The following is a 13864-nucleotide window of genomic DNA, read 5'->3' as shown; positions in this document are numbered from 1 at the left end:
GTTTAAAAGCGAGGGAGTAATCGCGCTGAGTTCTTTTAGTTGTTGATTTCATAACACTCTCCAATTTTTTTGGGGGGGAAAGTGTCAACCTTATTTAGGACGGCACAATTAAAACAAAAAGGGCGTACATTGATAATGTACGCCCTTTTTTCATTTGCTTGAGATGCCTAGAAAGGTACTTCTATCTGCATCATCCAGTCAGCGTCATAATATTCGTGCCAACGATAATCAAACCGCATTCTTGGCTGTCCGTCGGATTTATCACCAAAACCAACGCTGAACATCAACCCGTGACTACGAAGCCACTCTTCTGTATCCATTTTACTCTCTTCGTCTCGAAGCTCTTCCGGCATCCAAAAACCAAGACCAAAGTAATTCTTTTCTAAGTTTTGAGTTAGAAGTGGGGTGTCTTCCGGCTTAATCGCCCACTCCTCCCAATAGTTTTCTGTTGGTCCTTCAAGCTTCGCTTCCGCTGCATACCAAATCAATGCTTCAGTACTTAACACGCCGATGGAATCTAAAATTTCTTCACAGATTGGAAGCGTGTTATCTTCAAACACCACGGAACGATCAGAAAAATAGTTACACGCGGAATGAGCTTGTGTCACCACAAGCAGCGCACATGCACTAAATAAAACTACTCTGACCATGAAAATCTGACCTCTCAGTTCCCAGACAATGTTTCTCTGTATAAGCCTTTACTAAGTAATAAATCACGTACGGAAGGTGTTGTATAGGCGCCGATCTCTTCACCCTCGGCCAATGCTTTGCGAATATCTGTGCTTCTGACTTTTACTTTTTCAGGACATGCCATAACAGTCCAACGTTCCGTAATCTCTTCGGCTCTACTAAATTTAGCAAATTTGAAGAAATTATCAGGACCAATGACAAAAGTTATATCGGCAGTTGGGTAAATTTCTTGAATTTTTTCTAACAACGCATAGGTCGTCACACTTTGTCCAGGTTGGTATAAAGCTTGCTCTGCATCAGAACGCTGAACATTAGAAAGCCCCATATCCTTGATGAACGCGTCAACCATTTTGCACCGAGTTGGGTAATCAAGCATGTTCTTGCCCCAAGCGTGTGCAATGCTTGGCTCAAGTAACACAAGATCAAAGTGGCTCAAAGACTCAATAACACTTTTATGCCCTAAACTAGGTGGGTTAAATGCACTACCAAAAATGGCGATTTTTTTCATATCCGGTGATTACCTGGTTGAAGAGAGTTTTCTAATCTGATGATTTCGGTATGATACTACTAATCTTTACAGCTTTTGACCCTAAAGTCGCGTTTAATGAGCCTCAACTGTATGGTTTATCACCATTTGAGCAAATGTGCTTTAGAGTCTGAAATATTTGCAGGAAAAGGAACCCTAAATGGAACAATCCATCCGTGACGAAATGCGCGTACTCCCTTCAATTGATCCGCATTTTGAAATTGAACGCCGTGTCGCTTTTATTAAGCGTAAATTGCAAGAAGCGGGCTGTAAGTCTCTTGTTCTTGGCATCAGCGGTGGCGTTGACTCAACGACATGTGGTCGTTTAGCTCAGTTGGCTGTAGACCAGCTGAACGAAGAAGCGGGCAACAATAGCTACCAATTTATCGCAGTTCGCCTGCCTTATGGGGAGCAAAAAGATGAAGATGAGGCTCAGCTCGCTCTGTCTTTTATCCAGCCAACCCATTCTGTATCGGTGAACATCAAAGCAGGTGTTGACGGGCTTCATTCGGCTTCTCACGTTGCATTAGAAGGCACAGATCTTCTACCAACTGATGCAGCAAAAGTCGACTTCGTAAAAGGCAATTTAAAAGCGCGTGCTCGCATGGTTGCTCAATACGAGATCGCGGGCTACGTAGGCGGCCTTGTTCTTGGTACTGATCACTCAGCAGAAAACATCACTGGTTTCTACACTAAATTTGGTGATGGCGCTTGTGACATGGCACCATTGTTCGGATTAAGTAAGCGCCAAGTTCGTGAAGTGGCTGCTACATTGGGTGCACCTGAGCAACTAGTGAAGAAAGTGCCAACAGCAGACTTAGAAGAGCTTGCTCCACAAAAAGCAGATGAAGATGCCCTAAGCTTAACTTACGAGCAAATCGACGATTTCTTAGAGGGCAAACCCGTTCCACAGCAAGTGAGTGACCGTCTGGTAGCGATTTACAAAGCAACGCAGCACAAACGCCAGCCAATCCCGACGATTTACGACTAAGCGATATTTTCAGCTCTCTTTAAAACTCAAAACGCTGCTAAAAATAGCAGCGTTTTTTTGTCTAGGAACAGTTTTTGTCGAAGGACAAAGACGTTCTCGCCTAGTTGGTTACTGTTACGTCCGTCTCTGGCACAGCACAACACGCCAATACGGTTCCCATTGCACGTTCCTCATCAGTCAACGCGGGCACGTCCGGATGATGTACTTGACCCGACGTAAGCTGAACCTTACACGCGCCACATAAGCCAGCACGACAGCTATTGCTGATGACCTTCCCAGCATCTTCGAGCTGATCTAACAACGTTTTTTGGTTGTTGCCTACGACTTTAGTTCCATTAAAGTCAATAGCGAGACTTTTCTCTGGCTTTGACGTAAGAGAAGAAACTCCAAACGCTTCTTGATGGTAGTTTTCCTCTGGCAGCCCTTTTCTTAGTAGAAGACTTTTTGCTTTATCCATAAAGCCATCCGGGCCACACACAAACACCTGCCGCTGTTCAACATCTTTGATTTGCTTAATGTGTGACAAACTTAAACGCCCTTTCAAACCAAACCAATCAACAGCAGGTTGCGTTAAACAGACTTTTACTTCTAGCCCTGGGTGCTCACGCTTTAACTGCTCCAACTCTGAGCGACAAGGAATATCATTTTCGGTCCGACATTGATGGTAGAAAACCACGTTCTCCAACTGATTATGATCCGCTAAGTAACGTACCATCGATAGCATTGGTGTTACTCCGCTACCCGCAGAGAGTAACAATAGAGGCTGCGCTTCATGCGTTTTTAGGTGGAACTGGCCATCAGGTTGTTCTGCCTCTAAAACATCACCGACTTGTAAGTTGTCTAAGAGTGAGTTAGAGACTCTTCCACCCGCGATACGCTTTACAGAAATAGCATAACGACCCGGACGAGAAGGACTGGATGATAAGGTATAGCGTCGACCCACTTTCTTACCATCAATATTCACCTCTATTGGTAGGTGTTGTCCTGGCAAGTAATTAGGCAACGAACCTTTGTTTGGCTCTAACCATAAGGTCACAAAGTCTTGGGCAATTTCTTCACGCTCAACACATGTAAGCTTCATGCGCACTGGCGAGTTATCTGCGTAAAACTCCGGCTCTTTGTACTCCAATACTTCAACTTTATCGCCTTGACGAATAATGCCTTCATTTCGCGCGACAAGATTCTGGCCAAAGAACACACCACCGACATCGTTTGCACGGAACTGTTGCAAGGTTTTGAGCGGCTCTTTGCTCTCACGGAATGTGCCTCTTTGGGTATTCACCGTAGTCAGGATACAGCGCTCGCAAGGTTTGAGAGACTCAAACTCTACCTCACCGATTCGTATGCGCTTCCATGAATCTTCTTCAAATGGCTTAGTATCAGAGACAACTAAGTTAGTACGAAACTGATCCATTGAGTGTAGCTCTGAACTTCTTCGGTTCAGCTCATCAAGTGAAGCTTGGCTGATCACTAAAACCGGATAACCATCAGCAAAACTGACGTTTTGACCTAGCTTTTCACGGACACGATTCGATTGCTCACCACTAAACAACAACTCAACGCGTTGCCCCAACACACGACTAAACCAGTCATCTGCATCATCTGTCGTGGTATAGGCAGTAAATGTATCTTTCCAAACCGTTGCAGGTGTCTCCTGCATTTTGAAATCTTGGTAACGGATTTTAAGTGGCTCCATACCCAAACTACTAAACACCACTCCATCGGACAATAAGGCAGACTTAATGGTTACCATTTGCGGATACTTTCGCGCAGTGATCATCGAGCCATCAGCTTTCGCAATCATAAAGCGGCGATCGAAGCTCAATCCTTGTTTCTCAACCCATACGGACGACAGCGATAATCCGCCAACTGACTTAACCGGAAAAACATTAATTTGGGATAAAACGGGTTGCGACATGGCCTTCTTCCTACGGGTGTTTTTTATTTGTTGCGGTATTGTATACTCAAATCACATTAAGTTGCAGAGTCTACTGCCTCTTCATCCATCGCAACTTTCTCGAAACCATATTCTTATAAATTTGGTTTTAGTGACAAGTATTTACTACACTCAACATTCGCGTTTTTTAACACCGTTCTGACCAAATACCGTTTGATAAAGTGTGATACGACACACATAATTCACCCAAGTTATCACTACTCCCATTTATCGATTTGGAGCTTAATTATGGATACAAGAAAACTGGTTCTGATTTTGTTATGTATCTTTCTTCCGCCTGTCGCGGTGTTTATGGAGAAAGGTCTAAATAAAGACTTTTTGATTAATCTAATATTGACGTGTTTCTTCTTTCTACCAGGTACGATCCACGCGCTTTGGTTAACAATGAAGTAACCACTTACACTCTCACTCTTTATAAAATTGAAAAATGGGATGAAATATGAGGGCAATTCCTCTATCATCCTGTCGCCTAAGCGCAAGCGTTTGCTCAAAAGCAAATACGGCGCTTAGGCTCCAATCAGACAACTTTTCAATGGTGGGAGCAATTAATGACAACACTGACTATCACTCGTCCTGACGACTGGCACGTTCACTTACGCGATGGGGAAGTTCTTAAAGACACCGTTCGCGACATCAGCCGCTACAATGGCCGTGCGCTGATTATGCCAAATACCGTCCCACCTGTTACTACAACTGAGCTCGCCCTAGCCTACCGTGACCGAATTATTAAAGAGCAACATGGCGAACAGTTTGAGCCTTTAATGGCGCTTTACCTTACAGATAACACGACACCAGATGAAATACGTAAGGCTAAAGCAACCGGACACATTGTTGCTGCCAAGCTTTATCCTGCAGGCGCTACCACAAACTCAGATTCCGGTGTGACCAATGCGAAAAACATTTATCACGTTTTAGAAGCAATGGAAGAAGTAGGAATGTTACTTTTGGTTCATGGGGAGGTAACACATCACGATATTGATATATTCGACCGAGAAAAAGAATTCCTTGATACCGTCCTCGCTCCTATCGTCAATGACTTCCCTAATCTTAAAATCGTTCTAGAACATATCACCACCGCCGACGCAGCAAACTTCGTTAGCAACGCCTCAGACAACGTAGCGGCTACCATCACTGCCCACCACCTTCTTTTCAACCGTAACCACATGCTTGTGGGTGGTATTAAACCTCATTTCTACTGTTTGCCAATTCTTAAGCGCGGAACCCACCAGCAAGCGCTGATCGAAGCAGCAACTAGTGGTAGCAAGAAGTTTTTCCTAGGTACAGACTCAGCGCCACATGCGAAAGGGGCAAAAGAATCGGCTTGCGGTTGTGCTGGTTCTTACACTGCACACGCAGCGCTAGAGCTTTATGCAGAAGTCTTCGAAAAAGAAGGCAAGTTGGAAAACTTGGAAGCTTTCGCAAGCTTCAACGGTCCTGATTTTTACGGCATTGCACGTAACACAGATACGGTAACGTTAGAAAAATCCGCTTGGGATGTGCCAGAAACGATGCCATTTGGCAATGATATCGTTGTGCCTATTCGAGCAAATGAACAGATCGAGTGGAAAGTGAAGTAAGTACTTTACTGACGTTTCACCTATAAAACAGGGTCATGCTTTTTGTAAAAAGAAGTCATGACCCTTGTTACTATCGTCTCATGTTTTAGATGTGATTATTGACCACGAAGCTTTTCAACCATCGTCCATACCGCAACCACAACTAACCCTGCCACAAAGCCGATAATACCGTTCAATAAAATAGGCAAAATGGCTGTAGCAACCGAATGGCCACTAAAGTTCATAATAATCGGCTCTACAAAGTGATGAATGGCTGGCACGTTGTGCACCACAATTCCTCCACCCACCAAAAACATCGCAGCAGTTCCTACAATGGTTAACAACTTCATCAACTTTGGTGCAAAAGCGACCAAGGCCCCTCCGACTTTCGCCACCCAACCTTTACCGTTTGAGCGACTTTCAAGGTAAAGGCCTAAATCATCTAGCTTCACAATCCCAGCGACTAGTCCATAAACCCCAACCGTCATAATCACTGCAATTAAACTGACAACTAAAATTTGCGTAACAAGACTGGCTCCTGTCACGGTACCTAACGCAATCACGATGATTTCTGCGGAAAGGATAAAGTCTGTTCGAATTGCACCAGAAACTTTACGCCTTTCATACTCTTCTATCGACTCGCCAGTATTAACTAGCTCCTCTTTTTCTTCGTGCGGATGCGAGTGAGGAAACACTTTCTCAAGTACTTTCTCTGCCCCTTCAAAGCAGAGAAATAAGCCGCCAATTAGCAATAATGGCATGATAAGCCATGGAATAATCGCGCTAATAAGTAAAGCTGAAGGAACTAAAATCAATTTATTTTTGAATGAGCCTTTTGCAACCGCCCAAACTACTGGAATCTCTCGCTCAGATGCAACACCAGACACTTGTTGAGCGTTTAACGCTAGATCATCTCCCAACACACCTGCGGTTTTCTTTGCCGCCATTTTTGACATTAAGGCGACATCATCAAGCACCGTGGCAATATCGTCCAACAGTGTGAGTAAACTTGCTCCAGCCATTTTTGGTCTCTTATATGAAATTGAGTAAGTAACAAAATGTAACACCAATGAATCACTCATCAAAGTGATGATTTTGCAAAGAATACCACCCCAAATGGTGTTTTATATTGCCGTAAAGATAAGACGGGTCTAGTCTTGTGATACCTTTCAGCAGTCAAAAGAAAAAGTATAGATGAAAAGTGGATACATTTACCCGATCGGTACTCCTGGCCAACCTTGGACCGAAGAAGAACGTAAAGCTTGGTTAGCAACGCAAGAAGTAAAACGTAGCTACCAAGATGAAGTCGTCAGTAAAATCGATGCCCTACGCGGGCATTTTGATGTTGAACAATATGGTGCGCTCTCATACAACGAGGCACGCTTCCCTCTGTTTTGTATCAAAACACGCAATTGGGATTCAACTAAACCTGTTGTGTTGGTCACAGGCGGCGTGCACGGTTACGAAACCAGCGGTGTACATGGCGCATTAAAGTTTGTAGAAACGGAAGCAGAGCGCTATGCAGAGCATTTCAATATTGTCGTTGCCCCCTGCGTAAGCCCTTGGGGTTACGAGGTGATCAACCGCTGGAATCCAAACGCGATTGATCCAAACCGCTCTTTCTATAAGAATAGTCCTGCCGAAGAATCCGCTAACCTCATAAAGCTAGTTGCAACTTTAGGCGATGTGTTAATGCACATTGATCTACATGAAACGACAGATTCTGACGAAACTGAGTTCCGTCCAGCCTTAGCTGCTCGTGATGGTATTGAGTACATTGAAGGTATGATCCCAGATGGCTTTTACACGGTGGGAGATAGTGAAAACCCTCAGCCTGACTTCCAAAAAGCGGTCATTGAGTCAGTTGCAAAAGTGACTCACATTGCACCAGCAGATGAAAACGGCGAAATCATTGGTTCACCCGTCGTACAGTTTGGCGTTATCAACTACCCAATGGTAAAACTGGGCCTGTGTGGCGGCGTAACAAATTGCGTTTACGGCACGACAACGGAAGTGTACCCAGACAGCCCAACGGTGACCGACGAAGAATGCAACGATGCGCAAGTTGCAGCCGTAGTTGGTGGTTTGAATTACGTACTAAGTAAGCTCGAATAACACAGGTTAACAATAAAGCAACTGACGATGTCTTTGAATTGTGAATCAGCTTTACTTTGCTCCAAAAGCAAGTTGAGACATTAATCCGCTAGTTTATTAGAAATTACCGCATTAACATCGCTAACACTGAAGATGCGAAGCATCACGACTTTATGACGCTATTTTAATGCGGTATCTAATAAATCCTAAAATACAAATGACATCTAGACATCATCGTCACTACTAACTCCTCTTCCTGAACAAACTATCGTCATACCATTTAAATCAAACCTCAACCAACGAGCTTCTGAAGCGAAAAACATCCTTAAACAATAAGAAAGCTTAATGCTCTTTGGCTTTATTTTTTAATCACTTACCCAAAAGCACATGCATTAGCCATTGCCTTGTTTTTATACGCGATTGATCTTTTTAGAGAAACACATATGAACCTCATTGCTTAATCGAAAAAACAAAGATATAATGAAAATAATTATCATTTGTATTTTAATTTTAAATCGAGAACCTCTTTCTCTTTGCATTGAAAGCGGCACTTTTCTTTTGCTAGTTAATCCAGTTTTAAAGCCAAATCAGCACGTTGAATTTTTAGGTATGGCCTAGTGATACTTTGAGGGCTGGATTGTGACCTTAATGTTTATAAAAAATAACTTGGTTATGTTTTGTTGGAATTTAGAACCTATATGCGAATAGATATTCATTATTCGTATTCCATCCCCAAGTCATAAGTTAAGAGAAACTCACTTTATTTTGGGGCAGATTCTGTATGAGTATTCACGTAGTAAGCCTGTTTTTTATACTGTGCTTAACTTCAATTTTCGTCGGCGCAAACCAACTAGATTGGTCGTTATTGCTGACCATGGATGACAAAGCTTGGCTACCGATTACTGCTAGCAGATTACCAAGGCTAATCGCACTAATTCTTACCGGATCTGGTCTCGCAATATGTGGTGTTATTCTTCAACATATTGTTAGAAATCGTTTTGTTGAGCCGGGCACCACAGGCGGTATCGATGCGGCAAAGCTCGGTATTTTGGTATCTATCGTCATGCTTCCATCCTCAGACAAGCTTGAACGTGTGCTCTTCGCTGTACTATTTTGCTTCGCCGCTGGCCTTATCTACATTGCCATCGTACGAAAAATTAAATTCAGTAACTCTGCGTTAATACCTGTGATTGGGCTTATGTTTGGTAGTGTACTAAGTGCTATAGCGGAGTTTTATGCTTATCAAAACAACATCTTACAGAGTATGTCCGGTTGGTTAATGGGAGATTTCTCCAAAGTGGTCCAAGAACACTATGAAATAATTTTCTTGATTTTACCCATCACCCTACTGACTTACTTATATGCACATAAGTTTACTGTGATGGGAATGGGCGAAGATGTTGCGTCCAACTTAGGAATTAATATTGCGTTCACTGCCGCCTTGGGTCTAATGCTAGTTTCCGTGACAGTTGCTATAACAGTGGTGACCGTAGGTGCCATTCATTTTATCGGTTTAGTCATACCTAACCTAGTCGCACTAAAATATGGCGATCACCTTAAAAACACCCTACCAATCGTTGCACTAGGCGGCGCTTCGTTACTTATTTTTTGCGATGTCATAGGCAGAGTTGTTGCCTTTCCTTTTGAAGTCCCAATTGGATTAACAGCCAGTGCTATCGGGGGAGTCATGTTTCTTGTGTTTCTTTTGAAAGGAGCACGAGTATGAGATCACATTACTCAAACATGCGAGTGAGCATTATACTCGTTTGCATACTGTCTATCGCCTTTATCTTTACAAGCTCTGGGTGGGATTTTGATTACGTCATCCCTAAGAGGCTGATTAAACTTGGTGCCATAGTTATTGGGGGCAGCTGCGTGGCCATCTCTGCTGTTATTTTCCAAGCTTTAGCTGGTAATCGTATTCTTACGCCATCCATTATGGGATATGAGTCGGTTTATCTGGTTTGGCAAACCCTACTCTTATTACTAGGGGGCACTTCTGGCATTGCTACATTAGGTGTTGTCGGTAATTTCGCTGTCTCTGCAATACTCATTCTGTTGTATTCCTTAGCGATTCAATCTTGGGTACTCAATAGATTTAAACATGACATGCACCAAGTTCTGCTGATTGGCTTTGTTTTGACAATGGTGCTGACAACTCTTGCTCAATTTATCCAGCTCAGAATAAGCCCTGGAGAATTCTCTATCCTTCAAGGGCTCAGCTATACCTCGTTTGAGCGAGCGAAACCTTCTACGTTACTTTTTTCCAGTATTGCGTTAAGCGTTTTGGCACTCTTTGCTAACAGATGGTCACGCGAGCTAGATGTGATAGGTCTAGGTCGAGACCAAGCGATGTCATTAGGACTAAATGATAAGCAATATGTACCAAAGTTCTTTGCTGTAATCGCCATTTTAGTAGCAATTTCGACGAGCTTGATTGGCCCAACGGCTTTTATGGGAATTTTTATTGCCAATATTGCTTATTCCATTACTAGCGCACCGAACTACAGACACATATTGCTCGTTGCTTGTGCTATTGCAATTGTCATGTTCTTGTCTGGTCAACTTCTGGTAGAGCACTTATTTAACTTTAAAACCACCGTCTCTATTTTGGTGAATGTCCTTTGTGGGGGATATTTCCTAGCCATCACGATAAGAACAAGAAGCCACATATGAAAACTGTTACTCGCCTGTTTAAAGACAACTCACTGACAAAAAGGAAATACCCCATGTTTAAGAGCCCCCTACGTTTGAGTATCGCGCTTGCTTGCTGCGCTCTAGGAACCTTATCAGGTTGCGAGCCGGAAATAATTAAAATTGAAGATACTCAGCCATTAGAAAAGCTCATCGTGATTGAACACAATCTCGGAGCAACTACTATTTCTCATCGCCCTCAACGAGTGGCAGCATTAGATATGAACGAAGTGGACTTTTTAGATCAGCTAAATGTTCCAATCTCAGGAATGGTGAAAGACTTTGTTCCTCACTTTCTAGCGAAATACAAAGACACACCTGAGATAGCGGATCTTGGTGCGATAGTTCAGCCTAATATGGAAAAGATCTATGCCCTAAAACCAGATCTCGTATTGATGACTCCGCTACATGCGAATCAGTATGAAGAACTCTCTCAACTCGCTCCGACTTTACATTTTGACATCAACTACCGTAATAGTCGTGACCATCACGTCGATACCATTAAGAAACACCTTGTAGAGCTTGGTGAGATCTTTGAAAAGCAGGAGCTAGCCCAACAGAAAGTTGCCGAAATCGATGCAAAAGTCGCAGAAGTGCGCGCTGTTACGAAAGAGCGTTCTGAAAAAGCTTTGGTTGTCATGCATAACAATGGTGCTTTCAGCTCATTTGGCGTTGAGTCTCGTTATGGCTTCGTTTTCGATGTTCTGGGGGTAAAACCAGCGAGTGAAAAAGTGGAGACAGGTTTGCATGGTCAGCCAATTTCTAGCGAGTTCATTAGCCAAGCTGATCCAGACATTCTTTACATCATTGATCGAACAGCAGTAATGGAAGGAAAGCCTGTCATTGATGCGGAACACTTAGCAAACCCGCTACTCCGTCAAACCAAAGCATGGAAAAACGACAACGTCGTTTTTGTTGATGTCGATGCTTGGTACATCACTTCAGCAAGCATCACATCTCTGAAAATCATAATTGATGACATCCTAAAAGGTTACCAAAGCTAAATCTAATAACAATGAGTTGGATCTTAAGTAATTCAACACTCAACCGACGTCAGAACGGATGTGAGCTAGCCCAAACAAAGAAAAGGAATCTATAATGACTCATGACTATCATCAGATAGCGATGGACTCTTCACAGAAAAACAAACCAAGCCCGTGTCATATCGCCCTCTTTATTTCACTTCAATTTAGTACTTTTGTCGTACCAATTAGTATCGCTCAAGCTGAAGAAGTCGTAGATGAATCAATGACAGTTTATGGTGAAGCAAACAGAGTTTATGCCGCTGGCAAAGTTTCTCACGCGAGTAATATGGGAATGCTTGGCGACAAAAACTTCATGGAAACGCCTTTCAATACGATTGGATACACAGAAAAACACATTCAAGACCAACAAGCACGCGATATCTCAGATGTAATCTCAGCTTCTGATCCCTCTGTTTTCACCAGCGGTGAAACCGGCTTAAACAAAGAAAGTTTCAAAGTAAGAGGTTTCAACTCAGACATTAGCGACGTTATGTTTAATGGATTGTATGGTATCGCTCCTTATTACCGAACCTCTCCTGAAATGTATCAACGTATTGATGTACTTAAAGGTCCTGCTTCTTTGCTCAACGGTATGCCACCGAATGGATCTGTTGGTGGCACCATCAACTTAGTGACAAAAAGAGCACAAGAAACACCAATCACATCTTTCACCGGCAGCTACTTATCGGACACTCAATTCGGAGGACATATCGATATTGGACGTCGCTTTGGTACAAATGAAGAATTTGGTATTCGTTTCAACGGTGCATTTAAAGATGGAGACACCGCGATAAACAACCAAAGCAAAAAAACTCAACTTGCATCATTAAGCCTTGATTGGCGTAATGACATTGCTTTCCTTGAAGCAGATTTTTACTACAGTACAGAGCGAGTTGAAGGTGCAAACCGTGGGTTAAGCATCGCTTCTGGTCTCAAAATCCCATCACCTCCTCCATCTGACACATTATTGACGCCAAGTTGGGCCTACAATGATAGCGAAGATAAAGGGATGATGATTCGCGGGGAGCTAAACGTTAGTGACTCTGTAACTGTATACAGCGCATTGGGTGGTAGCCGTACAGATTTTCATTCAAATGTACCGCAACGAATCAAAATCATCGATAACGAGGGTAACCTAGAGGTATCTCTCGGATCAGTTAAGCTTGAGAACAAACGAACTTCAGGTGAGATAGGTGTTCGTAGCAACTTTGACATTGGCCCAGTAGAACACCACCTTGTACTGAATAGTACTTACTTTAGAGAAGATAAAAATGATTCTCCAACAGGTAATAATAATCCAGCCCCTTGGAACTCGAATATTTATGATCCTGTTTGGGGACCAGAAAATTCAGTTTACGACAACTACTATGGTTTACCTGTCGATTCAACTCAGGTCAGCTATGGCATTGCCGATACGTTATCTTTTGTTGATGGGAAATATCAAATCACGCTCGGCTTGCGTTACCAGAGCATTGATTATGAATCTGGAATAATAATGAACGGAATGTCGCTTCCTACCACCAAGTTTAAGGAAAGTACTTACACTCCCGCACTTGCAGCATTATACAAAGTTTCGAGCTCAGTTTCGCTTTATGGTAACTACACCGAAGGCTTAACGAATGGGAAAACAGCAGGCTCTAGCGCCGCAAACGCAGGAGAGGCTTTTGAACCCCAAAAAACCAAACAGACTGAAGCAGGCGTGAAGCTTGACCTGGACGGCTTTGCTCATACGTTCAGTTTATTTGAGATTAAAAAGCCAAATGGGTACCAAGATCCGGATACCAACATTTTTTCTTTCGGTGGTGAACAGCGCAATCGCGGTATTGAATGGGGGTTCTACGGCACACTATCAAAGGACTATACGCTCATCGGTGGTATCGCCTATACAGATGCAGAGATTACAAAAGCAACAGATGTGACAGAGGAGGGGAAACAAGCAACTAAGCTACCCGATTTACAAGCTAAACTCGCATTAGAATGGAACCTCCCTGCGATGCGTGATCTCACGCTTATCGGCCAAGCGAACTATATGTCTGAACAGTACATTGATGCACAAAACACTCAGGCATTACCTGCACAGACTATTCTTGATCTTGGCGCACGCTACAACTCAAAAATTGCTGAAACAAGCGTGGTTTGGCGCCTTAGCGTAAACAATGTCCTGGATGAAGATTACTGGACAACCACCCACTATGCGGACCTAGCTCTAGGCGCACCACGCACAGTGATGCTGTCAGCTACTGCGGATTTCTAATCCCTCCACCTCCCCTTTAGCCTGCCTTCTAAGGGGGACTTACTCCCATTTGGCTGTTCATGAAAATTCACAACAAA

The 13864-nt window shown here is 43.2% G+C and carries 12 protein-coding genes; 8 read left to right on the top strand and 4 right to left on the bottom strand.

The window, feature by feature from the left end; all coding sequences use genetic code 11:
• Positions 1-167 precede the first annotated feature (167 nt).
• Both R7040_RS21470 and R7040_RS21465 read right to left on the bottom strand, forming a co-directional pair.
• Positions 168-650, bottom strand: coding sequence for a hypothetical protein (locus tag R7040_RS21470; RefSeq protein ID WP_017635276.1), 483 nt, complete (start codon positions 648-650; stop codon positions 168-170).
• 14 nt (positions 651-664) lie between these two features.
• Positions 665-1198 (bottom strand): nicotinate-nicotinamide nucleotide adenylyltransferase, encoded by a 534-nt coding sequence (locus R7040_RS21465; protein WP_005375300.1) that lies wholly within the window; start codon positions 1196-1198, stop codon positions 665-667.
• A 178-nt stretch (positions 1199-1376) separates the two neighbouring features.
• Here R7040_RS21465 and nadE point away from each other — a divergent pair, with 178 nt between their 5' ends.
• The gene (gene nadE, locus R7040_RS21460) at positions 1377-2207 is read left to right on the top strand and encodes an ammonia-dependent NAD(+) synthetase (RefSeq protein ID WP_213967614.1); all 831 of its coding nucleotides are present in this window, start codon (positions 1377-1379) and stop codon (positions 2205-2207) included.
• Positions 2208-2307: 100 nt separating this feature from the next.
• Here the strand turns inward: nadE and R7040_RS21455 are convergent, their stop codons facing one another.
• On the bottom strand, positions 2308-4125 hold the full coding sequence (locus tag R7040_RS21455; RefSeq protein WP_054701811.1) for a hybrid-cluster NAD(P)-dependent oxidoreductase: 1818 nt from the start codon (positions 4123-4125) through the stop codon (positions 2308-2310).
• A 267-nt stretch (positions 4126-4392) separates the two neighbouring features.
• Here R7040_RS21455 and R7040_RS21450 point away from each other — a divergent pair, with 267 nt between their 5' ends.
• Positions 4393-4557 (top strand): YqaE/Pmp3 family membrane protein, encoded by a 165-nt coding sequence (locus R7040_RS21450; RefSeq protein WP_005375297.1) that lies wholly within the window; start codon positions 4393-4395, stop codon positions 4555-4557.
• Positions 4558-4712: 155 nt separating this feature from the next.
• Positions 4713-5741, top strand: coding sequence for a dihydroorotase (gene pyrC / locus R7040_RS21445; protein ID WP_064354886.1), 1029 nt, complete (start codon positions 4713-4715; stop codon positions 5739-5741).
• Between the two features lie 95 nt (positions 5742-5836).
• Here the strand turns inward: pyrC and R7040_RS21440 are convergent, their stop codons facing one another.
• Positions 5837-6742: a DUF808 domain-containing protein gene (locus tag R7040_RS21440; protein ID WP_062730918.1), complete on the bottom strand. Its 906-nt coding sequence runs from the start codon at positions 6740-6742 to the stop codon at positions 5837-5839.
• Between the two features lie 172 nt (positions 6743-6914).
• Between R7040_RS21440 and R7040_RS21435 the strand changes: the two genes are divergently transcribed.
• The 5 genes from R7040_RS21435 to R7040_RS21415 all read left to right on the top strand — a co-directional run bounded on the left by R7040_RS21435 (position 6915) and on the right by R7040_RS21415 (position 13787).
• The gene (locus R7040_RS21435; RefSeq protein ID WP_064354887.1) at positions 6915-7835 is read left to right on the top strand and encodes a M14 family metallocarboxypeptidase; all 921 of its coding nucleotides are present in this window, start codon (positions 6915-6917) and stop codon (positions 7833-7835) included.
• 760 nt (positions 7836-8595) lie between these two features.
• Positions 8596-9540 carry an ABC transporter permease gene (locus R7040_RS21430; RefSeq protein ID WP_169628858.1) on the top strand — a complete coding sequence of 315 codons (945 nt, stop codon included), beginning with the start codon at positions 8596-8598 and terminating at the stop codon, positions 9538-9540.
• Positions 9537-10490, top strand: a complete 954-nt coding sequence (locus R7040_RS21425) for an iron chelate uptake ABC transporter family permease subunit (protein WP_085569337.1) — start codon at positions 9537-9539, stop codon at positions 10488-10490. Before R7040_RS21430 ends, R7040_RS21425 begins: the two co-directional genes overlap by 4 nt.
• Positions 10491-10543: 53 nt before the next feature.
• Positions 10544-11512 (top strand): siderophore ABC transporter substrate-binding protein, encoded by a 969-nt coding sequence (locus R7040_RS21420; RefSeq protein ID WP_169628857.1) that lies wholly within the window; start codon positions 10544-10546, stop codon positions 11510-11512.
• 94 nt (positions 11513-11606) lie between these two features.
• Positions 11607-13787, top strand: coding sequence for a TonB-dependent receptor (locus tag R7040_RS21415; protein ID WP_005375288.1), 2181 nt, complete (start codon positions 11607-11609; stop codon positions 13785-13787).
• Positions 13788-13864 lie beyond the last annotated feature (77 nt).

The sequence above is a fragment of the Vibrio sp. 1069 genome (genome assembly GCF_033340555.1).
Note: the sequence above shows the minus strand (reverse complement) of the source record. Positions and strands in the feature narration are given on the sequence as shown.